This is a genomic window from Pantoea vagans, from assembly GCF_001506165.1.
Lineage (GTDB): Bacteria > Pseudomonadota > Gammaproteobacteria > Enterobacterales > Enterobacteriaceae > Pantoea > Pantoea vagans_C.
In genome coordinates, this window is the sequence record NZ_CP011427.1 from 4,216,841 (window position 1) to 4,239,075 (window position 22,235).

At 52.5% G+C, this 22,235-nt stretch carries 24 protein-coding genes; 14 read left to right on the top strand and 10 right to left on the bottom strand.

All coding sequences use genetic code 11. The annotated features are described in order from the left end of the window. Nucleotides 1–10 precede the first annotated feature (10 nt). From rfaF to LK04_RS19470, 3 genes are read left to right on the top strand one after another with little or no spacing between them, the layout of a single operon-like run. Nucleotides 11–1,054: an ADP-heptose--LPS heptosyltransferase RfaF gene (gene rfaF / locus LK04_RS19460; RefSeq protein ID WP_039328200.1), complete on the top strand. Its 1,044-nt coding sequence runs from the start codon at nt 11–13 to the stop codon at nt 1,052–1,054. Nucleotides 1,055–1,056: 2 nt separating this feature from the next. Further along, on the top strand, nt 1,057–2,019 hold the full coding sequence (rfaC, locus tag LK04_RS19465) for a lipopolysaccharide heptosyltransferase RfaC (protein ID WP_039328204.1): 963 nt from the start codon (nt 1,057–1,059) through the stop codon (nt 2,017–2,019). Further along, nucleotides 2,020–2,928 carry a hypothetical protein gene (locus tag LK04_RS19470; RefSeq protein WP_039328207.1) on the top strand — a complete coding sequence of 303 codons (909 nt, stop codon included), beginning with the start codon at nt 2,020–2,022 and terminating at the stop codon, nt 2,926–2,928. It abuts the gene before it with no gap. Between the two features lie 34 nt (nt 2,929–2,962). On the opposite strand, the gene LK04_RS19475 is transcribed toward LK04_RS19470, so the two are convergent. From LK04_RS19475 to envC, 3 genes are all read right to left on the bottom strand, one after another. Further along, nucleotides 2,963–4,042: a glycosyltransferase family 9 protein gene (locus LK04_RS19475; RefSeq protein ID WP_039328315.1), complete on the bottom strand. Its 1,080-nt coding sequence runs from the start codon at nt 4,040–4,042 to the stop codon at nt 2,963–2,965. A gap of 129 nt (nt 4,043–4,171) precedes the next feature. Then, nucleotides 4,172–5,074 carry a divergent polysaccharide deacetylase family protein gene (locus tag LK04_RS19480; protein ID WP_039328317.1) on the bottom strand — a complete coding sequence of 301 codons (903 nt, stop codon included), beginning with the start codon at nt 5,072–5,074 and terminating at the stop codon, nt 4,172–4,174. A 3-nt stretch (nt 5,075–5,077) separates the two neighbouring features. After that, nucleotides 5,078–6,379: a murein hydrolase activator EnvC gene (gene envC / locus LK04_RS19485; RefSeq protein ID WP_039328211.1), complete on the bottom strand. Its 1,302-nt coding sequence runs from the start codon at nt 6,377–6,379 to the stop codon at nt 5,078–5,080. 250 nt (nt 6,380–6,629) lie between these two features. On the opposite strand from envC, the gene LK04_RS19490 reads away from it, so the two are divergent. The 5 genes from LK04_RS19490 (at nt 6,630) to cysE (ending at nt 9,739) form a co-directional block, all read left to right on the top strand. Then, nucleotides 6,630–7,061 carry a rhodanese-like domain-containing protein gene (locus tag LK04_RS19490; RefSeq protein ID WP_039328214.1) on the top strand — a complete coding sequence of 144 codons (432 nt, stop codon included), beginning with the start codon at nt 6,630–6,632 and terminating at the stop codon, nt 7,059–7,061. 17 nt (nt 7,062–7,078) lie between these two features. Next, complete coding sequence (grxC, locus tag LK04_RS19495; RefSeq protein ID WP_039328217.1) at nt 7,079–7,333, top strand: glutaredoxin 3; 255 nt, start codon at nt 7,079–7,081, stop codon at nt 7,331–7,333. Between the two features lie 39 nt (nt 7,334–7,372). Beyond that, on the top strand, nt 7,373–7,837 hold the full coding sequence (gene secB / locus LK04_RS19500; protein WP_034823785.1) for a protein-export chaperone SecB: 465 nt from the start codon (nt 7,373–7,375) through the stop codon (nt 7,835–7,837). Further along, nucleotides 7,837–8,856 carry an NAD(P)H-dependent glycerol-3-phosphate dehydrogenase gene (gene gpsA / locus LK04_RS19505; protein ID WP_039328222.1) on the top strand — a complete coding sequence of 340 codons (1,020 nt, stop codon included), beginning with the start codon at nt 7,837–7,839 and terminating at the stop codon, nt 8,854–8,856. Before secB ends, gpsA begins: the two co-directional genes overlap by 1 nt. 67 nt (nt 8,857–8,923) lie before the next feature. Continuing rightward, the gene (cysE, locus tag LK04_RS19510) at nt 8,924–9,739 is read left to right on the top strand and encodes a serine O-acetyltransferase (protein WP_039328225.1); all 816 of its coding nucleotides are present in this window, start codon (nt 8,924–8,926) and stop codon (nt 9,737–9,739) included. On the opposite strand, the gene trmL is transcribed toward cysE, so the two are convergent. From trmL to cpxR, 3 genes are read right to left on the bottom strand one after another with little or no spacing between them, the layout of a single operon-like run. Further along, on the bottom strand, nt 9,736–10,209 hold the full coding sequence (gene trmL / locus LK04_RS19515; protein ID WP_039328230.1) for a tRNA (uridine(34)/cytosine(34)/5-carboxymethylaminomethyluridine(34)-2'-O)-methyltransferase TrmL: 474 nt from the start codon (nt 10,207–10,209) through the stop codon (nt 9,736–9,738). The genes cysE and trmL overlap by 4 nt on opposite strands. Before the next feature lie 35 nt (nt 10,210–10,244). Further along, nucleotides 10,245–11,621 (bottom strand): envelope stress sensor histidine kinase CpxA, encoded by a 1,377-nt coding sequence (cpxA, locus tag LK04_RS19520; protein WP_039328236.1) that lies wholly within the window; start codon nt 11,619–11,621, stop codon nt 10,245–10,247. Continuing rightward, nucleotides 11,618–12,316: an envelope stress response regulator transcription factor CpxR gene (gene cpxR / locus LK04_RS19525; RefSeq protein ID WP_039328240.1), complete on the bottom strand. Its 699-nt coding sequence runs from the start codon at nt 12,314–12,316 to the stop codon at nt 11,618–11,620. Before cpxR ends, cpxA begins: the two co-directional genes overlap by 4 nt. A gap of 150 nt (nt 12,317–12,466) precedes the next feature. Here cpxR and cpxP point away from each other — a divergent pair, with 150 nt between their 5' ends. From cpxP to LK04_RS19550, 5 genes are all read left to right on the top strand, one after another. After that, nucleotides 12,467–12,979, top strand: a complete 513-nt coding sequence (gene cpxP / locus LK04_RS19530) for a cell-envelope stress modulator CpxP (RefSeq protein ID WP_039328243.1) — start codon at nt 12,467–12,469, stop codon at nt 12,977–12,979. Between the two features lie 200 nt (nt 12,980–13,179). Beyond that, entirely contained in the window at nt 13,180–14,082 is a 903-nt protein-coding gene (fieF, locus tag LK04_RS19535) for a CDF family cation-efflux transporter FieF (RefSeq protein ID WP_039328246.1), read from the top strand. A gap of 207 nt (nt 14,083–14,289) precedes the next feature. Further along, nucleotides 14,290–15,252 carry a 6-phosphofructokinase gene (pfkA, locus tag LK04_RS19540; RefSeq protein ID WP_039328251.1) on the top strand — a complete coding sequence of 321 codons (963 nt, stop codon included), beginning with the start codon at nt 14,290–14,292 and terminating at the stop codon, nt 15,250–15,252. A gap of 147 nt (nt 15,253–15,399) precedes the next feature. Then, nucleotides 15,400–16,389, top strand: a complete 990-nt coding sequence (locus tag LK04_RS19545) for a sulfate ABC transporter substrate-binding protein (RefSeq protein ID WP_039328254.1) — start codon at nt 15,400–15,402, stop codon at nt 16,387–16,389. 129 nt (nt 16,390–16,518) lie between these two features. Next, a complete protein-coding gene (locus LK04_RS19550; protein ID WP_039328256.1) occupies nt 16,519–17,274 on the top strand; it encodes a CDP-diacylglycerol diphosphatase in 756 nt (251 codons plus the stop codon). Between the two features lie 136 nt (nt 17,275–17,410). Here the strand turns inward: LK04_RS19550 and tpiA are convergent, their stop codons facing one another. The 3 genes from tpiA to fpr all read right to left on the bottom strand — a co-directional run bounded on the left by tpiA (nt 17,411) and on the right by fpr (nt 19,742). Next, entirely contained in the window at nt 17,411–18,178 is a 768-nt protein-coding gene (gene tpiA / locus LK04_RS19555; RefSeq protein WP_039328259.1) for a triose-phosphate isomerase, read from the bottom strand. 120 nt (nt 18,179–18,298) lie between these two features. Then, nucleotides 18,299–18,889 (bottom strand): YiiQ family protein, encoded by a 591-nt coding sequence (locus LK04_RS19560; RefSeq protein ID WP_039328263.1) that lies wholly within the window; start codon nt 18,887–18,889, stop codon nt 18,299–18,301. Between the two features lie 106 nt (nt 18,890–18,995). Continuing rightward, nucleotides 18,996–19,742, bottom strand: coding sequence for a ferredoxin--NADP(+) reductase (gene fpr, locus LK04_RS19565; protein WP_039328266.1), 747 nt, complete (start codon nt 19,740–19,742; stop codon nt 18,996–18,998). 291 nt (nt 19,743–20,033) lie between these two features. Between fpr and emrD the strand changes: the two genes are divergently transcribed. Continuing rightward, nucleotides 20,034–21,230, top strand: coding sequence for a multidrug efflux MFS transporter EmrD (gene emrD / locus LK04_RS19570; RefSeq protein ID WP_039328269.1), 1,197 nt, complete (start codon nt 20,034–20,036; stop codon nt 21,228–21,230). Here emrD and glpX read toward each other — a convergent pair. Continuing rightward, the gene (gene glpX / locus LK04_RS19575; protein WP_039328271.1) at nt 21,220–22,230 is read right to left on the bottom strand and encodes a class II fructose-bisphosphatase; all 1,011 of its coding nucleotides are present in this window, start codon (nt 22,228–22,230) and stop codon (nt 21,220–21,222) included. The two genes, emrD and glpX, sit on opposite strands and share 11 nt — an antisense overlap. Between the last annotated feature and the right edge of the window lie 5 nt (nt 22,231–22,235).

The window sequence follows — 22,235 nt, forward strand, 5'->3', positions numbered from 1 at the left end:
GGCACCAGCGATGAAAATTCTGGTTATTGGCCCATCCTGGGTCGGCGATATGATGATGTCGCAAAGTCTCTATCGCACGCTCAAGGCTGAGCATCCAGATGCGGTGATTGATGTGATGGCGCCGGCCTGGTGTCGGCCTTTACTGTCACGCATGCCAGAGGTCAATCAGGCGCTGGCGATGCCGCTTGGCCATGGTGCTTTAGCGCTGGGTGAGCGGCGTCGTTTGGGGAAATCTCTCAGCGCCAGTGGCTATGATCGCGCTTACGTGCTGCCTAACTCGTTTAAATCGGCGCTGGTGCCGTTTTTTGCCGGAATTAAACGCCGTGTCGGTTGGCGTGGTGAGATGCGTTATGGCTTGCTAAATGATGTGCGCGTATTGGATAAACCGGCATTTCCGCTGATGGTCGAGCGTTATGTGGCGCTGGGTTATGATCAGCCAGTATCTTCTGCCCAGCAGTTACCGCAGCCCTTGCTCTGGCCGCAACTGCGCGTAGATGATGAAGAAAAGCGCATGACGGCCGCGCAATTTTCACTTTCCGCCGATCGTCCGGTTATTGGGTTTTGCCCAGGGGCTGAATTTGGCCCGGCTAAGCGCTGGCCGCATTACCACTATGCTGCCTTAGCGGAACAACTGATTGGTGAAGGCTATCAGGTTGTGCTGTTCGGCTCGGCTAAGGATCGTGAAACCGGTGACACTATTGTGCAAACGCTATCAGACGACGCGCGTGCACACTGCAAAAATCTGGCCGGTGACACGCAGTTGGAGCAGGCCGTTATCTTGATTGCTCACTGTGCTGCCGTTGTCAGTAATGACTCTGGCTTAATGCATATTGCTGCCGCGCTGAATCGCCCACTTGTGGCGTTGTATGGCCCAAGCAGCCCGGATTTCACGCCGCCATTGTCGCATCAGGCTCGCGTTATTCGTCTGATCACGGGCTATCACAAAGTGCGTAAGGGTGATGCCGAAGAAGGCTATCACCAGAGTTTAATTGATATTCAGCCTGCTCGCGTTCATCAGGAACTGAGTGCGCTGCTGCAGCCGGTGCGGGAGTAGCCATGCACGTTTTGATTGTTAAAACCTCCTCAATGGGAGACGTGCTGCATACCTTACCTGCACTCACCGATGCGATGCAGGCCATGCCGGGCATCCGTTTTGATTGGGCAGTGGAAGAGAACTTCGCTCAAATCCCAGGCTGGCACCCAGCAGTGGATAAAGTCCTGCCGGTTGCCATTCGCCGCTGGCGTAAACACTGGTTTGGCAGCCAGCAGCGTGAAGAGCGTGTGCTTTTCAAGCGTGACCTGCAATCGCGTGAGTATGACGTGATCATTGATGCGCAAGGCCTGATTAAAAGTGCTGCGCTGGTCACGCGCTTGGCTAAGGGGATCAAACACGGGCAAGACAGCCGGAGTGCCCGTGAGCCTTTTGCCAGCTGGTGGTATGACAAACGTCATGAAATCAATAAGCAACAGCATGCCGTTGAGCGAACGCGGGAACTGTTTGCCAAAAGCCTTGGATATGAAAAACCGGCTACGCAAGGCGACTATGCAATTGCCCGACATTTCCTCTCCATGCTGCCTCAGGATGCACATCAGTACCTGGTGTTCCTGCACGCGACCACGCGTGACAATAAACACTGGCCGGAATCGCACTGGCGTGAACTGATAGAGCTGGTACAGCCAACGGGCCTGAAAATAAAGCTTCCTTGGGGGGCAGAGCATGAGCATCAGCGTGCATTAAGAATGGCTGAGGGGTTTACACATGTTGAGGTGCTGCCAAAGCTTACGCTGGAACAGGTTGCGCAGCAGTTAGCTGGCGCGCGTGCGGTGGTCTCTGTGGATACCGGCTTGAGTCATCTGACAGCCGCGCTGGACCGGCCCAACATCACGCTCTTTGGGCCAACCGATCCAGGCTTGATTGGGGGATATGGTCAAAATCAGCATGAACTACGCGGTGAAGATGGCACCATGCAGGCAATTTCTGCCAACAGGGTCATGGATAAATTGCGGGAATTACTCTGAATGGACTCGATCTTCAAGCAATTGTATCGTTATACCCATGCCAGGGTTATGCGGCACAACGAAAACTTTTGGCCGTATATTGCGATTCAACGTGCAGATGAAGATCATATTCAGAAATTATCGTACTGCAGAAAAAATGTTCCCCTGGAAAATCTGAGTGATCTTCATGCGAAGGTGTCTGGCGATGTGACCATTCTCGCCACAGGGCCGTCTATCAATTCACTGGATTTGCAAAAGCTGTCCGATACCACTTTTATTGGTGTTAATGGGGCCTATCATTTACGTAATAATGTTAAGTTTTCTTATTATGTCATTGTGGATCGTGGGTTTGTTAAGCAACGTGCAAATCTGGTTAAGGACGTGCTGGCGGACAAAAATTTAGTGCTTTTCACCACTGTGCACTGTTTGAACGACATGCTTAAGAGCGTGTTGTTAAACGACATCCAGTGTCGATTGGCAATTATCGAAGATCTCAGCTTCAAGGTGTTCCGTGAAAAGGTTATGCCCTATGACTACGAACGGTATTACCGAGAAAAAAACGGCATTAAAATATTCCCCACTGAACCCCGTGCAGGGTTTTCATGGGATATCCGTCAGGGGATTTTCGATGCAGGTACCGTTGCCTATTGGGCTCTGCAAATTGCCGCGTGGTTAGGTGCTCATCGTATCTTATTGGCCGGTGTCGATATGAATAACTTTGACGCGCCAAGGTTTTATGAAAGTGAGGGAGATAAATTACCCAGTTTTCTCTCTTCTAATTTTGAAAGCATCATCAGACCTGCTTTTCTGCATGCAAGTAGAGAGTTGGGCCGCGCAAATATCAAAACCTATAATTTGTGTTTAAATAGTGGATTAGGCGATGATATTTTTGAAAAAACCACGCCGGATGTGCTTTTTCCTCAGAAATAATCCGCCAGGTTATTAACCTAACCTGGCAGTGAAATTATTTTTTAATCACCATCTTCAATTCCTGCAAAACGGTATCGACGCTGATTTTCCGCAATGGGTAGATCGCGTCGTCGCCTGCTTCCGGTTCTATGCGAATCGTTTTATGAATCGATAAATCCTGATACGGGCCTGTATGCCGTGGGTTAGCGCTGACGTACAGGCTCACCGTTGGCGTTTGGGCTGTAATGGCAATATGCAGCGGACCGGTGTCTCCGGTGACTAATGCATCGATCGAATTGATGAGTTCAATCAACGCTGGAAGACGGGTTTTTCCAATGTAAGACGTCACTCGGGAGTGATATTTTTCAGGCAACATTTTGAAGAACTCTTTTTCAATTGGCTGGTCTTGTCCTGCACCTGTCAATATCACCTTCGAGTCAGCAATGTCAGTGAAAATACGTTCTGCTAATTGAGCAAAATGCTCAACAGGCCAGCAGCGATTTTTACCTGATGCCCCCATCTGAAAACCAATGGTTGGACTCAGAGCGCTGCGCGGCGTTTTATTAACCGCAATCGGAAACTGCATTTTAATATCGGCCGGATCACAGCCTAAAACGCTAATTAAATCCATTTTGCGTTGAATGATATGGCCATCTACGCTGGTCGAGTATTTATCCAGCCAATGGTTAAATACCGGTTTGTCATGGCGAAAGTTATCTCGAATGATATACTTTGAACCACCAAGGCGGGAGCATAAAATATCGTAACCCAGGCTTGAATGTAAAAGTAATGTTAAGTCTGGTTGGAATTGACGTATTTTTCTAATCAAGTTCGGTGCACGAACAATTTTATTATCCCAGATGGCGACTTGATCAAACCATTCACTTTTTTCGACCAGATCGCGGTTTTTATCACTGGATACCAGCATAAGTTTGGCAGCAGGGTAACGGCGTTTTATGGCTTTAATGGCTGGGGTGTTGAAGAGTAAATCCCCTAATGCAGTCGTTGAGAAAATAACAATGCGTTCAAATTCATGATTTGAACTTAACGGCTGCTTATTTTTATCAATCTGACTCAGTCTGGCATGCAAACTCAGTACGTTATTGATTAAATTTATTTTCCAAATCTTTTTCATTAATCCGATTAACCCTAAGAACCTGGCAAATTTGACATCAATGCTGGGAAATAATTTCGTTATCATAACGAAAAAAACGCCAGTCCCGAATGGCACTGACGTTAATTTTTCATGTTGTTGACGATTAGCTTAGAAAAGCGAACCTAACTGTTTGATTAGTTTGCTTTCTGAAACATGCTCGATGATCAGATCCACCGCACGGCTTTGTGGTACTGGCGGTAGCGGTTTACTCACCTTACACACGCCCGGCGCATGGAACTTGGTGGGCAGCGGTTTTGCTGGCTGAGAGGATGGGCCGGATCCCTGATGCAACGGTTCATTCAGTAGCTGGCTTGGGCGTACCAAGGTGATATCGCCAGGCAGCGATGGCAGCATTTGTTGCAACACGCGAACCGTGGTCGGATGCGGATGACCAATCGCAATGGCATAGCCATCACGCTGTGCCAGTTTAACTGCGCGGGTGAATTGCTCGCGAATCGAAGCTTCATTCTGGCTGTCATCGAGGAATACGCGGCGTTTGAGTACTTTTACATGCGTGCCTTGCGAGGCTGGAATGGACTGGCTGTTGCCAATCGTCATGCTATCGAGAAAGTAGTAGTTGTACTGGTTGAGTACCTGCATCACTTTCTGCATGCCGGGCAGGCTTGAGGTCATTTTGCTGCCCATATGGTTGTTCAGGCCCACGGCGAACGGGACTTTACCCGTTGCATCGCGAATGATGCGTGCGATCTCTTCGCTGCTCATTTCCGGAGTGAGGGTATCTTTCTCCAGTGGCTGCTTACTAAGCGGTGCCATGGGCAGATGGATCAACACTTCATGGCCGCCCTGATGGGCTTTGGTCGCCATTTCACGCGCGTGTGGTGCATTGGGAAGTACAGCGACGGAAATCGCCGCTGGCATTTGCAACACTTTGTTCTCTTCTACAGGCCGGTAACCGAAGTCGTCGATGACTATCGAAAGTTTGCCGGCCTGAGCAGAAAGTGACAAAAACAGCGCACAGAGCGCGATTGAAAGCTTTTGGGGCTGAAACAACACTTATCTTCCTAACCACGGTAGTGGATTGACGGCCTTTCCCTGGCGTCGGATTTCAAAGTAGAGCGAAGGCGTGCCGCGGCCGCCACTGGTACCCACTAAAGCGATAGGCTGTCCTGCCTTCACCTGAGTACCGACGCTCACCAGCGCACTTTGGTTGTAGCCATAAAGACTCATGTCGCCTTTACCATGTTCCAGCACCACAACCAGACCGTAGCCTTGCAGCCAGTCGGCCATCAGTACGCGTCCATCGGCGATGGCTTTCACTTCTGTACCTTCTGGTGCATCAATCACCAGACCTTTCCAGCGCAGTTCGCCCTGCATGGATTCGCCGAAGCGATGTTCTATGCGTCCGTTGACCGGCCACAGAGCTTGACCTCCAGGCCTGCCAAGTCCGCCGGTTCGTGCCATCAGTTCACGCTCGCTCTGCGTGGGCTGATAGTTGGAACCTTTGGCTTTTGCCTGCGCCTGGCGTTGGCGAACTTTCTCTGCCTCGCGTGCTTCGCGTTCCGCACGTTCACGTGCTTCACGTTCCGCTTTGGCAATTTTATCTTGCAGGCGGCTTTCGTTTTCCCGCATTTCGACCAGATCGGCTTGATCTTTTTCCAGCGAGCTTTCCAGCACCGTCAGCGTTTTCTTGCGTGCTGCACTGGCGGTTTCCAGCTTGGTTTGCTGTGTTTGCTGCTGTGACAACAGCGATTTCTGCTGTTCCTGTTTGCCTTGTAATGCCTGGCGCTGTTCCGCGAGCTGCTGCTGGGTTTGTTTGAGATCGTCGATGTTTTTCTGACGTGCGGCATTGAGATAGCCGAAATAAGCCAGAATACGCTCACTGCGCTGCGCTTCTTCACCACCTAACAGCAATTGCAAACCATTGTGCTGCCCCTGGCGGAACGCCGCATCCAGTTGTTGCGCCAGCAATTTTTCCTGCTGGGCCTGCTGTTTTTCCAGGTGAGAGATAGAGGTGGTGATCTGTGCGATTTCGCCGTTCAGCGCGGTCAGGCTATTACGTGTTTCGCGCAATTGACGGCTGGCTTGAGCAATCACTTTTTCCTGGCTTTGCAGTTGGTCAAGGAGCTTGCTGCGCTGCAGTTTCTGCGCTTTGACGCTCTTTTCTTTCTCGGCGATATCTTGCTGAATGGATTTCAGCTGTGTTTTGCTGTCATCGGCGCTGTGAGCGGCAATTGGCAACAACAGCGCGCCCGCACAGAGCAGGCTTCGGGAGATTTCGGACCAGAAAAATAACAACGGATGCGCTGGGCCGTTGTGGCGAGTCCTTGTGTGTGTAACGGTCGCTTTTCCCTTCATAGTCGATAATTATTCCACGATGAACAGCCGCTTACCAGTTATCCCGGGCGGGTTTTGCTTAACGAAAGATGTCCGTGCCGAGCTTACTGGCATTAACTTTGTCTTAATTTTGCGATTAGAACACTTTTTTTGGAAAATGACGCACAAATCGTAACTCTGCCCGCTTCACGACTGTACATGAGAAGTGGCGCAGGTATACTCAGAACCCTTGTTTTAGCTTAATTAGCCCGGTCTGGAGTCGTTACCCCTCATGCAAGATATTATGCAGTTTGCAAGCAATCACACCATCCTTAGTCTGGCATGGGTTGTTTTACTCGTTCTGGTGATTGTGACCACCGTTAAAGGAATGTTCTCTAAGATAAAAACCATCAGCCGTGGCGAAGCAACCCACCTGATTAACAAAGAGGACGCGGTGGTTGTAGACGTGCGCTCGCGCGATGACTATCGCAAAGGACACATTTCAGGGGCGATTAACGTTGCCGCCGCTGATATTAAAAAAGGCAGCTTTGCCGACCTGGAAAAGCACAAGTCACAGCCCATAATTGTGGTATGTGCCACCGGCCAAAGCGCGGGTGAATCGGCAGCGAAATTGAGTGCCGCAGGTTTTGAGAACGTTTCTGTGCTGAAAGATGGCGTGAGCGGCTGGAGTGGTGAGAACCTGCCGCTGGTACGTGGTAAATAATTCCCTGAGGTATCCGCATGGCTAATGTAGAGATTTATACCAAAGTGACCTGCCCGTATTGCCACAGAGCAAAGGCGTTGCTGGATCAAAAAGGCGTGTCGTTCAAGGAGATTCCTATTGATGGGAACGCGACGAAACGTGAAGAAATGATCCAACGCAGCGGGCGTACAACGGTTCCACAAATTTTTATTGATGCACAGCACATTGGTGGCTGTGACGATCTTTACGCGCTGGATGGGCGTCAGGGATTGGATCCCTTACTCCAGGCATAATTTCTCGATAAGACAATTTAACTCACAGGATTTAGTCACATGTCAGAACATTCTACTAACGAAATGCAGTTCCAGATTCAACGTGTCTATACCAAAGACGTTTCTTACGAAGCGCCAAATGCCCCTCAGGTTTTCCAGAAAGAGTGGGAACCTGAAGTGAAGCTGGATCTGGACACAGCTTCGTCTCAGCTGGCTGATGAAGTGTACGAAGTCGTTCTGCGTGTGACTGTGACCGCAACTGTGGGTGAAGACACCGCGTTCCTGTGTGAAGTACAGCAGGCAGGTATCTTCACTATCGGCGGTATTGAAGGTACGCAGATGGCGCATTGCTTGGGTGCTTACTGCCCGAACATTCTGTTCCCTTATGCGCGTGAGTGCATCACCAGCCTCGTATCGCGTGGTACTTTCCCGCAGCTCAATCTGGCGCCAGTTAACTTTGATGCCCTGTTCATGAACTATCTGCAGCAGCAAGGTGAAGGCGAAGCGCCACGTCAGGATGCCTGATGACTACACTTAACGCTTCTATTAGCGTCATCGGTGCCGGCTCGTACGGCACCGCATTGGCCATCACTCTGGCCCGCAACGGCCATCCGGTATTACTTTGGGGCCACAACCCACAAAGCGTGGCGCAGCTCAAAGCTGACCGATGCAATACCGCTTTCCTGCCCGATGTTCCTTTCCCCGATAATCTTGCCCCTGAGGCCGATCTGGCGACAGTCGTTAATGCCAGCCGCGATCTGCTTGTGGTCGTGCCCAGCCATGTTTTTGGCGACGTGCTGACTCAGCTTAAGCCACATCTGCGCGCGGATTCTCGCATTGTCTGGGCAACTAAGGGCCTGGAGAAAGAAACCGGGCGTTTATTGCAGGATGTCGCACGTGAAATTCTGGGCGATAGCATTCCGCTGGCGGTGATTTCCGGACCAACCTTTGCGAAAGAACTTGCGGCAGGATTGCCAACCGCCATTGCGCTGGCAGCTACGGATGCGCAATTCGCTGACGATCTGCAGCAAAAACTGCACTGCGGTAAAAGCTTCCGCGTTTATAACAATCCGGACTTCATCGGTGTGCAACTTGGCGGTGCCGTGAAAAACGTGATCGCCATTGGCGCTGGCATTTCTGATGGTATCGGTTTTGGCGCTAACGCCCGAACCGCGCTCATCACGCGTGGCCTGACAGAAATGAGCCGCCTGGGAGCTGCGTTAGGTGCTGATCCCACCACTTTTATGGGGATGGCGGGACTAGGCGATTTAGTGCTGACCTGTACCGATAATCAATCACGCAACCGTCGTTTTGGCATGATGCTGGGGCAGGGTGAGAGCGTTGATGAGGCACAACGCATTATCGGACAAGTTGTAGAAGGTTATCGAAACACTAAAGAAGTCAAAGCATTGGCGGCACGAATGGGTGTCGAGATGCCGATAACTGAGCAGATTTATCAGGTCTTGTATTGCGAAAAATCGGCGCGAGAGGCAGCATTGAGTTTACTTGGCCGTGCAAGGAAGGACGAAAACAGCCAAAGCTGAAGCCGGATGCCCAGCTAAACCACCTGCAGCGCCTCTCAGGCGCTTTTTTTATCGGGAGCACAGAGCAATGTCGTCAGAAGAGTTAGAACTGGTCTGGAACAACATCAAAGCTGAAGCCAGAGCGCTGGCTGATTGTGAACCCATGCTGGCCAGTTTTTATCACGCGACATTGCTCAAGCATGAGAACCTCGGCAGTGCGCTGAGCTACATGCTGGCGAACAAACTGGCGAACCCCATTATGCCTGCCATCGCCGTGCGCGAGATCGTTGAAGAAGCCTATCGTGAAGACCCAGAGATGATTGTCTCAGCGGCTTATGATATCCAGGCAGTGCGTATGCGTGACCCGGCCGTCGATAAATATTCCACACCTCTGCTCTATCTGAAAGGCTTCCATGCGTTGCAAGCCTATCGCATTGGCCACTGGCTGTGGAAAGAGGGGCGTCGCGCTCTGGCTGTTTACCTGCAGAATGAAATCTCAGTCTCCTTCGCCGTGGATATTCACCCGGCTGCACGTATTGGTCGCGGCATCATGCTCGACCATGCAACGGGCATCGTCATTGGTGAAACGGCGGTGGTGGAAAACGACGTGTCGATTTTGCAGTCGGTGACGTTAGGCGGTACCGGTAAAACCAGCGGCGATCGCCATCCGAAGATCCGTGAAGGCGTGATGATTGGGGCGGGCGCCAAGATTCTGGGCAATATTGAAGTGGGACGCGGAGCGAAAATTGGCGCCGGGTCGGTCGTCTTGCAACCCGTCCCCCCGCATACCACAGCGGCAGGCGTACCGGCGCGCATCGTCGGCAAACCCACCAGTGATAAGCCATCAATGGATATGGATCAACTCTTCAATGGCGCCGGTTTTGAATACGGCGACGGCATCTAGCTTTTGATCAGTGCGCCACTGTAATCAAGCTGGCGCCACGCTTCATACACCACCACCGATACCGCATTTGACAGGTTCATACTGCGACTTTCCGCCATCATCGGAATGCGGATCTTCTGCTCTGCAGGCAGCGCATTAAGAATCTCTGCCGGTAATCCACGGCTTTCTGGACCAAACAGCAAATAATCCCCTTTCTGATAGCTTACCGCGCTATGTGCCGGTGTCCCTTTGGTGGTTAAGGCAAAGAGGCGCTGTGGGGCTTCTGACGCGAGAAACGCCGCATAATTGGCGTGTTTCTTCAGCGAGGTGTATTCGTGATAGTCCAGCCCGGCACGGCGCAGGCGTTTATCATCCCAGGCAAAGCCCAGCGGCTCAATCAGATGCAACTGAAAGCCGGTGTTCGCACAGAGGCGGATGATATTGCCGGTATTTGGCGGGATTTCAGGTTCAAATAAAACGATGTTCAGCATAAGGCCCCCGGAAACGAGGGCCGAAGCATAGCAAATTATTGGCGAGCGGAGTACAGCGGTAACCACAGCGTAAGACGCAGGCCCCCCAGTGGACTGTCATCCGCTTTCACCCAACCTCGGTGTTGCTGGACGGCCGTTTCAACAATCGCCAGACCTAAACCGGTGCCACCGGATTCACGATCGCGCGCTTCATCTGTGCGATAAAACGGACGGAAAATCTGTTCGCGATCCTCGGCACTGACGCCTGGGCCATCATCATCGACGTGGACAGTGATACCCTGAATATCTACTGAGAAGCTGACACTGATGTGGTTGTGGGAATAGCGCAACGCATTACGCACGATATTTTCCAACGCACTCTCCAGCGCATGCGGGTTGCCATAGAGCGGCCATGGGCCAGGCGGGTAAGGCACATCCATGGTTTTACCCATCTGCTCTGCTTCGAATTTGGCGTCTTCCAGCACGCCATTCCAAAGCTGGTTTGCCTTCATCGCTTCACTCACCAGCGCATTTTTGTGTTGCGTGCGCGACAGCACCAGCAGATCGTTAATCATGCCATCCAGGCGCTGTGCTTCCGTTTCGATACGTTGTAGCTCTTTACCTTCACCGTTACGACGACGCAGCAGCGCTGTGGCCAACTGAAGGCGCGTAAGCGGCGTGCGCAGTTCATGGCTGATGTCAGACAGCAGGCGCTGTTGAGCAGTCATCATACGTTCTAGCGCACTCACCATTTGGTTGAAGCTCGATCCTGCGGCGAGAAACTCCTGTGGGCCGGATTCCAGTTCAGGATGCTGGCGTAAGTTACCGCTTGCTACTTCATCGGCCGCATACTTCAGTTTGCGTGCCGGGCGAGCCAGGCTCCACGCCAGCCATAACAGCAGTGGCGAGCTGATCAGCATCGTGACAATCAGCAGCAGTAAAGGTCGATCAAATAACAGGTTAACAAAATCCAGCTGCGAACTGGTGGCAGGTCGAATCAGGTAAAGTTGGTAATTGTCTTCGCCATCGCGCACGGCGAAGGGGCCGACCATTTCCACTCGACCATACTTCTTCTTCTGCGGATGATCGGCGTTATCTGCCTGGCCAATAAAGTTACGGATCACCTGCATTTCATTGTGTTGAGCGCCGATGACGCGGCCTTCACTGGTCACCAGCAATAAGCGTTGCCCCGGCGGCGCCCATTTATCGATGGCGCGAAATAGCCTACGCCACCACATCAAATCGTTAGGCGGGTCTTGTGACAGCTCAGCTTCAACGTGCTGTTCAATCATGGTGCCCTGTCGTTGCTCACTTTCCAGCAGCGATGTCATCTGGCGCGAGTCGAGTTTGGGCACCATCAAAACCAGCATCAACACCAACGCCAGCGTGAGCCAGAAGATGGCGAAGATGCGGGTGGTCAAACTTCCAATCATGATGCCGAAACCATCAGATAGCCGCGTCCGCGCAGAGTTTTAAACCACGGATGACCATCACGACGTTCCGGCAATTTACGACGCAGGTTAGAGATATGCATGTCAATGGCACGGTCAAACGGCGTCAGGCGTTTGCCCAGTACTTCCTGGCTTAGATGTTCGCGCGAAACCACCTGACCCAAATGCTGTGCCAGCAAATAAAGCAGGGTGAATTCGGTACCCGTAAGATCCAGTGTTTCAGTATCGAAACTGGCTTCCTGGCGACCGGGATTCAGGCGTAAACAATCCACTTCCAGCGTTGGCGAGCTGTTGTCATGCTGCTGTTGCTGTTCGCTCCAGTTTGAACGGCGCAAAATAGCGCGGATACGCGCTACCAGTTCGCGGTCGTTAAACGGTTTTGGCAGATAGTCGTCCGCGCCCAGCTCAAGGCCTAGAACGCGATCTAACTCACTGCCACGCGCGGTCAGCATAATGACCGGGGTCTGATGTTGCTGGCGTAATTCTTTCAACGTATCGATACCGTTCTTTTTCGGCATCATGACGTCGAGCAATAACAAGTCAACGGTGTTGTCCAGTAGGTTGAGCGCCTGCTCGCCATCACCGGCGACAATCACCTCAAAACCTTCCATTTCAAGCAGTTCTTTAAGCAGCGAAGTTAATTCGCGGTCGTCATCAACCAACAGGATTTTATTCATTTTTTATTGCCCTCCGCAGGCAAAATACCGTGTTCCATGACCTGCAATCCAACGCTTTACGTAGTTTTACACCCCCTGACGGATGTTTGCAGCCATCGCCGTACACTAGCTCTCGTTGAATCGCAAAACGGAACGAACTGGGAGTAAACGATGCGCTACTTAACCGCCGTCGTCATTGCCTCAGCGATGGTTCTCAGTCACGCCAGCGCAGAAGCAGCAGACACGACGACGATTGACGAGATGCATCAGAACAGCGGATTGACGACAGGCAGTATGACGCAAAATCCGCAAAGCCACATGTTCGATGGCATTGAGCTGACTGAACAACAGCGGCAACAGATGCGAGACCTGATGCAGCAAGCGCGACACGAACGCCCCGTATTGAGCGTTCAGGACATTGAAACTATGCATGACCTTGTCATTGCAGACAAATTTAACGAATCGGCTATCCGCCAGCAGGCAGAAAAACAAGCCCGCGCGCAGGTTGAACTGCAAGTTGAGATGGCTCGGGTTCGTAACCAGATGTATCACCTGCTTACGCCTGCACAGCAAGCGTTATTGCAGCAGAATTATGAGCGGCGTCTCAACAATATGCGTCAGCTCTCCGGATTGCAGCCATCACCACCGCTGCATGCAGTGAGTAGTACCAGCAGTAACCAGTAACATAGTATCCCTGTTTTCCTTGCCATAGACACCATCCCTGTCTTCCCCGCCATGATGGCGGGGTTTTTTTTGCCTGTCATTGCGCTGACGCATCATTAACTTAATATTCAATTCACGCACCTTAAGCTGGCCGATGATAAACTTTAGCCATGATTTAACAACGGCGTGGCGCTTTTGCGTGCGCTTTAATGAGGCAAGGCATGGATCCCTCCTATGCAAAACTCGTCAATCGGGCGGCGCTGGCAGCAACGACATTGGCGACACTGCTGTTAATCGTCAAAGTTTTTGCCTGGTGGCTAACCGGTTCAGTCAGCATGCTGGCCGCACTGGTCGATTCACTGGTCGATATTGCGGCATCACTCACTAACCTCTTAGTGGTGCGCTATTCATTACAGCCAGCCGATGATGATCATACCTTTGGTCACGGTAAAGCGGAGTCACTGGCAGCGCTGGCTCAGAGCATGTTCATCTCTGGTTCTGCCCTGTTTCTCTTCCTCACCGGTATTCAGCACCTGGCGTCACCCAATACGCTGCATTCGCCGCTGGTAGGCATTGTGGTGACGGTGGTTGCTCTGTTCTCAACGTTGTTGCTGGTGACGTTCCAGCGCTGGGTTGTCAGGCGCACACGTAGCCAGGCCATTCGAGCGGATATGCTGCACTATCAATCCGATGTGGTGATGAACGGCGCAATTCTGGTTGCCCTGGTGTTAAGCAGCTATGGTTTTGTCAGGGCAGATGCGTTATTCGCCTTGGGGATCGGCGTCTACATTCTCTATAACGCATTGCGTATGGGCTATGAAGCGGTGCAATCGCTATTGGATCGCGCGTTGCCGGAAGAAGAAAAACAGGCAATTATTGATGTCGTCAGTGACTGGCCAGGCGTACGTGGTGCGCATGCGTTACGTACGCGTCAGTCTGGGCCGACGCGTTTTATACAGCTGCACCTGGAAATGGATGATCACTTGCCGTTGCTGCAGGCGCATCAGGTGGCCGATCAGATTGAGCAAGCATTGCGGCAAAAATTTCCCGGTTCTGACGTAATCATTCATCAGGATCCCTGTTCGGTGGTGCCTGAAAATCAGCAAGGTTTTTTTCAGTTTTAGCGGTTAAATATCATGGCGTTGCGTGATAAAAATGACGTAACGCTAACAACTCTGTAAAAAATTAGCGAAAACTTGTCTGACCTGAATCAATTCAGCATCAAGCCTTTGATATACTATCTGCAACTATTAAGCCGCACGATCGTGAATGGGTTTACACCGGTCGGCAGGCAGGAATAATCCTTAGTTTTGAACAATCCAGAGGTTGTCATGATCAAAAAAATCGGAGTACTGACCAGCGGCGGTGACGCCCCAGGCATGAACGCAGCCATTCGCGGAGTTGTCCGTTCCGCGCTGAGTGAAGGCCTTGAAGTTTTTGGTATCTACGACGGCTATCTGGGATTGTATGAAGATCGCATGATCAACCTCGACCGTTACAGCGTGTCAGACATGATCAACCGTGGCGGCACTTTCCTTGGCTCTGCGCGCTTCCCGGATTTCCGTAATGAGGAAGTTCGCCAGGTCGCGATTGAGAACATGAAAAAGCGCGGCATTGATGCGCTGGTGGTGATTGGCGGTGACGGCTCCTACATGGGTGCCAAGCGTCTGACCGAAATGGGCTTCCCGTGTATTGGTCTGCCTGGCACCATTGATAACGACGTAGCAGGAACCGACTACACCATTGGTTACTTCACCGCACTGGAGACCGTGGTGGAAGCGATTGACCGTCTGCGCGACACCTCATCTTCACACCAGCGTATCTCTATCGTTGAAGTGATGGGTCGTTACTGCGGTGATCTTACCCTGGCTGCTGCGATTGCTGGCGGTTGCGAATTTATCGTGCTGCCGGAAATCCCTTACACCCGCGAAGAGCTGGTGGAAGAGATCAAAGCCGGTATCGCTAAAGGTAAAAAGCACGCCATTGTGGCGATCACTGAGCACATCTGTGATATCGACGACCTGGCACATTACATTGAAGCGGAAACCAAACGTGAAACCCGTGCCACCGTACTTGGTCACATTCAGCGTGGCGGTGCGCCATGTGCCTATGACCGTATTCTGGCTTCACGCATGGGTGCTTACTCTATTGAGCTGCTGTTGCAGGGTTACGGCGGCCGTTGCGTCGGTATCCAAAACGAGAAGATGGTGCACCACGACATCATCGATGCGATTGAGAACATGAAGCGTCCGTTCAAACGCGATTGGCTCGACACTGCGAAAAAACTCTACTAATCAAACTGCATCAGGGCGCGACCTTAATCGCGCCCTTTTTTGTGCAACCTTATATTCCCCAAAGTTATAAACACTCTTTTTTAATTCTTTAATCTATGGATTGGTTTGTGTCAGTCTTGTTCTATAACGACCTCGGGAGAGCAAGCAATGAACAAGTGGAGTATTGGTGTCACCCTGTTACTGGCTTCAACCAGTGTTTTGGCAAAGGATATCCAGCTGTTAAACGTTTCTTACGATCCAACGCGTGAGTTGTACGAGCAGTACAACAAAGCGTTTAGCGCTCACTACAAACAAGAGACCGGCGACAACGTGGTGATTCGCCAGTCGCACGGCGGTTCAGGTAAGCAGGCAACCTCAGTCATCAACGGCATTCGTGCCGATGTGGTGACGCTGGCGCTGCAGTCTGACGTGGATGCCATTGCTGACCGTGGTCGTATCGATAAGAACTGGATCAAACGCCTGCCTGATAACTCCGCACCTTACACCTCAACCATCGTGTTCCTGGTACGCAAAGGCAACCCGAAGGGCATCCATGACTGGAACGATTTGATTAAGCCTGGTGTCTCGGTCATCACCCCGAACCCGAAAACCTCTGGCGGCGCACGTTGGAACTATCTGGCCGCATGGGGCTGGGCACTGGACCAAAACCATGGCGATCAGGCCAAAGCGCTGGCTTATGTGAAAGCGCTGTTCAAGAATGTGGAAGTGCAGGATTCCGGCGCGCGCGGCGCGACCAATACCTTTGTTGAACGTGGTATTGGCGATGTGCTGATTGCCTGGGAAAACGAAGCCTATCTGGCGGTGAATAAGCTGGGTAAAGACAAATTTGAAATCGTCACCCCGAGCGAGTCGATTCTGGCGGAGCCAACGGTTTCCGTGGTAGACAAAGTGGTGGATGAGCAGGGCACGCGCAAAGTCGCCGAAGAGTATCTGAAGTACCTTTACTCACCGGAAGGCCAGACCATCGCGGCGGAAAACTTCTATCGTCCACGCGATCCTGAAGTGGCCAAGAAGTTTGCCAGTACTTTTGCCCCGGTCAAACTCTTCACAATCGACAGTAAGTTTGGTGGCTGGACACAGGCCCAGAAAACCCACTTCGCCGATGGTGGCAGCTATGATCAGGTGATGAAACCGTAATCGCATCATCTTTAAATTGAAACGGTCAGCCTTGCGCTGGCCGTTTTGCTTTGCGTGGCAGCAAAAGTCCGTGACTTTACCCATTCGGCAGGCGAGGATGCAGGCAGGTGATGAACAGAGGGCCAGGCCATGCAGGGAAGTCGTCGTACCCTGAAGTTATTGACCGTGTTGTTGCTGCTATTGATAGTGGGGCTGATCGTCAGTGCCTTTCACTTCCAGAAAAATTCTAATGCGTTATGGCAGATCATCAGTGAGAAGTGCGTACCCAATATGGCTAAGAGCGGCAATCCTGCCCCTTGCCAGCAGGTTAACACTGCTCAGGGTTATGTCACGTTAAAAGACCTCAACGGGCCATTACAGTTTTTACTGATGCCGATTGAGAAAATCACCGGCATGGAAAGCCCCATCATTCTCGAACCCACTACGCCAAATCTGTTTGCTGCCGCCTGGCAGCAGCGCAGTTTACTGGCGAAAAAACGCGGTGCGCCGATTGATGATAGCGCACTGTCGCTGGCGATAAATGCGCAATATGGTCGCTCGCAGAATCAGCTGCACATCCACATTTCCTGCTTACGTCCAGATATTCGCCAGCAGTTGGATAGCATGACGGCACGACTTAACGAGCAGTGGCAATCCGCTACGCTGCGCAAACATCATTATCTGATTCGTACGCTTTCGACCGCTGAACTGGCGCAACAAAGCGCATTTATCCGTCTGGCAGAAGAAGTGCCAAATGCACGCAGTGAGATGGGGAAATATGGGCTGGCATTGGTCGCGTTACCGGATGGTCGCCTGGCGTTACTGGCGTTGGAGCGGAACTGGCTGAAGTTGAATAGCGGTTCGGCGGAAGAGTTGCAGGACCATCAATGCCAGATTTTGCATTAATAAAACCCACGACCGCCAATGCGCGCCCTCACTACCCAACCGTAGCGGCGCGATTTATCGCGCAATAAATTGCGCCGCTACGTGTAATGATGAAAAAGGCGGCCCTTGGGCCGCCCTTTAAACCGCAGTCTACAGCTTAAGCGTTTTTCGCTGCCGCAGCGGCTTTCACGATAACTGCGAAAGCGTCCGCTTTCAGTGATGCACCGCCAACCAGCGCGCCATCAATGTCTGGCTGGGTGAACAGTTCTGCCGCATTTTTATCGTTAACAGAACCGCCGTACTGAATGATCACCTGCTGAGCAATCGCCGCATCTTTCTTCGCGATGTGGTCACGGATGAATTTGTGCACGGCCTGAGCCTGTGCAGGGGTGGCTGATTTACCGGTACCGATCGCCCAGACTGGCTCGTAAGCGATAACCACGCCTTCAAAGGCAGCAGCACCCTGAGTTTCCAGTACCGCGTCGATCTGACGTGCGCACACTTCTTCGGTTTTGCCCGCTTCGTTTTCTGCTTCGGTTTCACCGATGCACAGGACGGGAATCAGACCAGCCGCTTTCAGCACCGCAAATTTCTTCGCGATGAACTCGTCACTTTCTTTGTGGTAAGTACGGCGCTCAGAGTGGCCGATAATAATGTATTTCGCGCCGACGTCTTTCAGCATGTCTGCGGAGGTTTCACCGGTGAATGCGCCTGACAGGTTAACGTCGACGTTCTGAGCACCCAGTGCAATGTGGCTACCGGAAATGGCGTGTTTTGCCAGGTCAAGATAGATAGCCGGTGGGGCAATCGCTACACCACAACCTTCCACACCTGACAGCTCTTTGCGCAGACCTTCGATCAGCTCGCCCGCCATGTGCTTACTGCCGTTCAGTTTCCAGTTACCCATAACCAGTGGATGTCGCATTCTTTCCTCCGCATAACGCGATTCATGAAATAGCGCTGCCATCGGGCAGCGATGTCTGCCAGACAGTATAGAGATCAAATGTGCCGCTGGCTTTGCTTTTCGTCATTTTTGCCGGAGTGATCAGGGGGTCGCAAGCGAGAGTTTTATTGGCTCAACCGCGAAGGTCAAACCCTTGTCGCCGTTGTCTGCCACCACAAAACGCAGTGCACCTTCGTTGCGAGCAAAATAGCGCACGCCTTTACCGGCACTGAGGAGGGAATCGAGTTTTTTGCGTCCGTCTTCAAGTGACAATCCCGGCATGAAAAAGCGCAGCAGGGCGGTCATGTAATCCATGGCGCGGGCCTGCGCGGCTTTCATGTCAGGGCCTGGAACCGGTAGCCAGGTGATTTGTAGCGTTTTGATTTTTCCGGTGCCTTGCTCCAATGCGGTGGAAGCGTACAGCGTTTCGCTGATTTTGCTGGCAGCGCGCGTCAGGTTGCTCTTGTCGTCGCGATTATCGATAGCGCGATATTCCAGCAGCGGCTGTTCTGGATTCGCCGCATTATATTTTTCGCGGAACTGCGCGATGGTCATATCAAAGGTGGGCGCGCCCGCCAGCAAATAGGGCGCAGCGGGCAGATGATCGCTACGATCCTGCGCAGGTGCATCCTCCGCCCAGGCGGGAAATGTCAGTGCGAGGCTAACAAGCAGCGCGACTGGCAGGTTCTTCATTGCTTCGGCCCTAAATCATTCACTTAGCCCATGATTAGAACGGTTTTTACCGACCAAAGTCAAAACTCGCACTGAGAAAAATCTGACATTAATCACACCGCACTTATCACCAGTAATGTTCGCTGGTCATATGACCGGGTTTGCGTTTGAAATGTTTGCGCATATCACGCGACTCTTTCAACAACTGCTGGGTATCACGCACCATTTGTGGATTGCCACACAGCATCACGTGGCTGGTGTCAGCTGTCATCGGCAAGCCAACGGCACGTTCTAATGCTCCGCTTTCTATCAATTGTGGCACACGGCCGTGCAGTGAACCGGCTATCTCTTCGCGGCTCACCATTGTTTGGATATGCAGTTTGCCCTGATAGCGCTGTTGCAACTGCTGCATCAGCGGTAAAAAGCTCAGGTCATCGGCATAGCGCGCGGCATGAACCAGCACAATATTGTCAAAACGTTCCAGGCCTTCACCTTGCTGCAGAATCGACAAGTAGGGACCGATTGCGGTGCCGGTAGCCAACATCCACAGGGTGCGGCAGTCGGGAATTTCGTCGAGCACAAAAAATCCTGCGGCTTCTTTGGTCACCATCACCTGATCGCCAGGCTGTAATGCCTGTAAACGCGGGCTGAGTTTACCTTCCGGTACCGTGACCAGATAAAACTCCAGCAGCGGATCCTGCGGGGCATTCACATAAGAGTAAGCGCGCTGTACGCGTTCGCCGTCAATCTCCAGCGCCAGTTTGGCAAATTGCCCGGCGGTGAAAGCATCAATGGGCGCGGTAACGCGCAGGCTGAACAGTGCGTCGGTCCAGTTTTTCACTTCTTTCACTTCAGCATTGATCCACTCTGCCATGATCGCTCCTTATTGTTGATTATTCAGGCATGTCACTATCATCGTCAGCCAGCCAGCTCATTTCCAGCCCTGTGCCGGGCAAAGCGCTCTCAGCGACAAATGGAGCGCACAGATCAGCAACTGTAGCGACCACTTTACAAGCCTGGTACATAAGCTTGCCGCCTGCGCGTAAACCACTTTGCGCTCACCTCTCGATTTGTCACTCAATCCTGATATTTTTGCCGCCATTCATTTCAGATGGCATTTTTTCATGCTGTCTTAATTTTGTTTCTCAGGCAGACATTTTGTTCCATGTTGAAAAATAAAACGCAAAACCGCTTCCTGTTATTCATGCTGATCGTTTTAGTGGCCGTGGGTCAGATGGCGCAAACGATCTATGTTCCGGCGATGGCCAACATGGCGGAAGCGCTCAATGTGCGCAGCGGCACCATGCAGCAGGTGATGGCCGCATACTTGATGACCTATGGCGGATCGCAGCTGATCTACGGCCCACTGTCAGACAATGTTGGTCGTCGCCCGGTGATCCTTATCGGCATGACGATCTTTGCCGTGGGCGCGTTGATCGCCATGTTCGCACCCTCGCTACACATTTTAGTCCTCGGCAGCGCGGTGCAAGGGCTGGGGACTGGCGTGGCGGGTGTGATGGCGCGCACCATGCCACGCGATCTCTATTCGGGTATTGCGCTGCGCCAGGCTAACAGTCTGCTGAATATGGGCATTCTGGTCAGCCCACTGCTGGCACCGGTGATAGGCGCATTGCTCACGCATCTGTTTGGCTGGCACGCCTGTTTCGCCTTCCTGCTGCTGCTGTGTGTGGGCGTAACGGCCTCTATGGCGCGGTGGTTACCGGAAACGCGTCCCGTTGAAACGCCTGCTACGCCGTTCCTGCGTCGTTATGCCACGTTGCTCAGTGACGGCAATTTTGTGCGCTTTCTGCTACTGCTGATTGGCGCACTGGCAGGCATCGCGGTGTTTGAGGCCAGCTGTGGCGTGCTGCTCGGAGGTGTGCTGGGTCTTGATGGGTTGACCGTCAGTATTCTGTTTATTCTGCCCATTCCGGCGGCGTTCTTTGGCGCATGGTTTGCCGGGCGTGAGCAGAAATCCTGGCACACGCTGATGTGGTATGGCGTCAACAGTTGCTTGCTGGCTGGTTTATTGATGTGGGTCCCAGCCTGGTTCGGCATCATGAATATCTGGACGCTGCTGGTGCCAGCCGCGTTGTTCTTCTTTGGTGCCGGTATGCTGTTCCCGCTGGCGACCTCTGGCGCAATGGAACCCTATGCCTGGTTAGCGGGCAGTGCGGGTGCGCTGATTGGTGGCTTGCAGAATTTGGGTTCAGGCGTGATTGCCTGGCTATCCGCGCTGTTACCTCAGCACGATCAGTCCAGCCTTGGCATGCTGATGTTTGTGACGTCACTGGTGATGTTGCTGTGCTGGTGGCCGCTCTCACGTCATCCTGAGAGCGGCAAACAGGCGATTACAGGATAAACTGATGCAGCGCCGCGTCTTTGCGGTCCAGATAATGGATCGACTGGATGCGGCGAATGGTGCGTGATTTGCCGCGCACCAACAGGGTTTCGCTGGTGGCGATGTTACCGTTGCGGGTGATGCCTTTCAGCAGGTCACCGGTGGTGATGCCGGTGGCAGCGAAAATCACGTTATCGTTACGCGCCATCTCCTCCAGCTTCAGCACTTCTCCGGCTTTAATGCCCATCTCGGCGCAACGTTGCAGCTCTTGCTCGCCAAGACGGCGATTCTCTTCGCTATCCCCTTTGACGTCGTGACGCGCCAGCAAGCGGGCTTGCATGTCGCCATCCATCGCACGGATCACTGCCGCTGACACTACGCCTTCTGGCGCGCCGCCGATACCGTAGAGAACATCAACTTCACTGTCTGGCATGCAGGTGAGAATGGATGCGGCCACATCACCATCCGGGAAGGAAAACACGCGCACGCCGAGTTGCTGCAACTGCGCAATCACCGCATCGTGGCGGGGTTTGGCCAGAATCGAGACGGTCAGTTGGCTGAGGGGTTTATCGAGTGCGATAGCGATGTTTTTGAGGTTGGTTTCCAACGGCAGATTGAGATCGATGGTCCCACGTGCGCCCGGCCCGACAATCAGCTTTTCCATGTACATATCAGGTGCGTGCAGGAAGCTGCCTTTATCGCCCACCGCCAGCACGGCCAGCGCGTTGGCCTGGCCCATGGCCGTCATGCGTGTGCCTTCAATCGGGTCTACGGCGATATCCACCGCGTCGCCACGGCCGGTACCGACTTTTTCTCCGATATACAGCATCGGGGCTTCATCGATTTCGCCTTCGCCAATCACAATCTGGCCGTCGATATCGATGGTATTGAGCATAATGCGCATGGCGTGAACGGCTGCGCCGTCAGCCGCATTTTTATCGCCGCGTCCTAACCAGTGATAGCCCGCTAACGCAGCGGCTTCGGTCACACGGGAAAATTCAATCGCGAGTTCTCGTTTCATGGTTG